This window comes from Campylobacter sp. JH32 (genome assembly GCF_017846535.1).
In the GTDB taxonomy this organism is placed as follows: Bacteria; Campylobacterota; Campylobacteria; order Campylobacterales; family Campylobacteraceae; genus Campylobacter_D; species Campylobacter_D coli.
In genome coordinates, this window is sequence record NZ_JAEQBS010000049.1 from 1 (window position 1) to 377 (window position 377).

The 377-nt window shown below is 28.1% G+C and carries 1 pseudogene; it reads left to right on the forward strand.

Annotated features, from left to right (window positions below):
* A pseudogene (locus KAR67_RS09780) lies at window positions 1–377 on the forward strand (hypothetical protein); the annotation flags it as partial.

Here is a 377-nt window from a genome sequence, read left to right on the forward strand (position 1 = left end):
ATCTTCCTAAACTCCACTCTCCTTACAGGCTCAAATGAACTTCCTAACAATCCTTTTTACTTTGGAGAATTAGATCAAGATAATACTATAAAACAAGATACACCTAGTTATTATTTTTCTCCTAAAGATGAAAGCAGTGGTTTAGGAAGACTTAGTATCTTTTATAAAAATGATGAACTTTGCTTGCTTAATTATTCTATTATAGAAAATTCTTTAAATATTAAATTAGAATGTTTAAGCAAACAAAGCTTAGAGTATAAAGACTTAATTTCAAACACTTTAAAAGAACAAAAAACCACACAAGTAGATAAAAAACAAGCTATAGCTAAACTTCATGCTCTTTTAGAAAATCAAAACCTAGAATGTATCCATGGAGG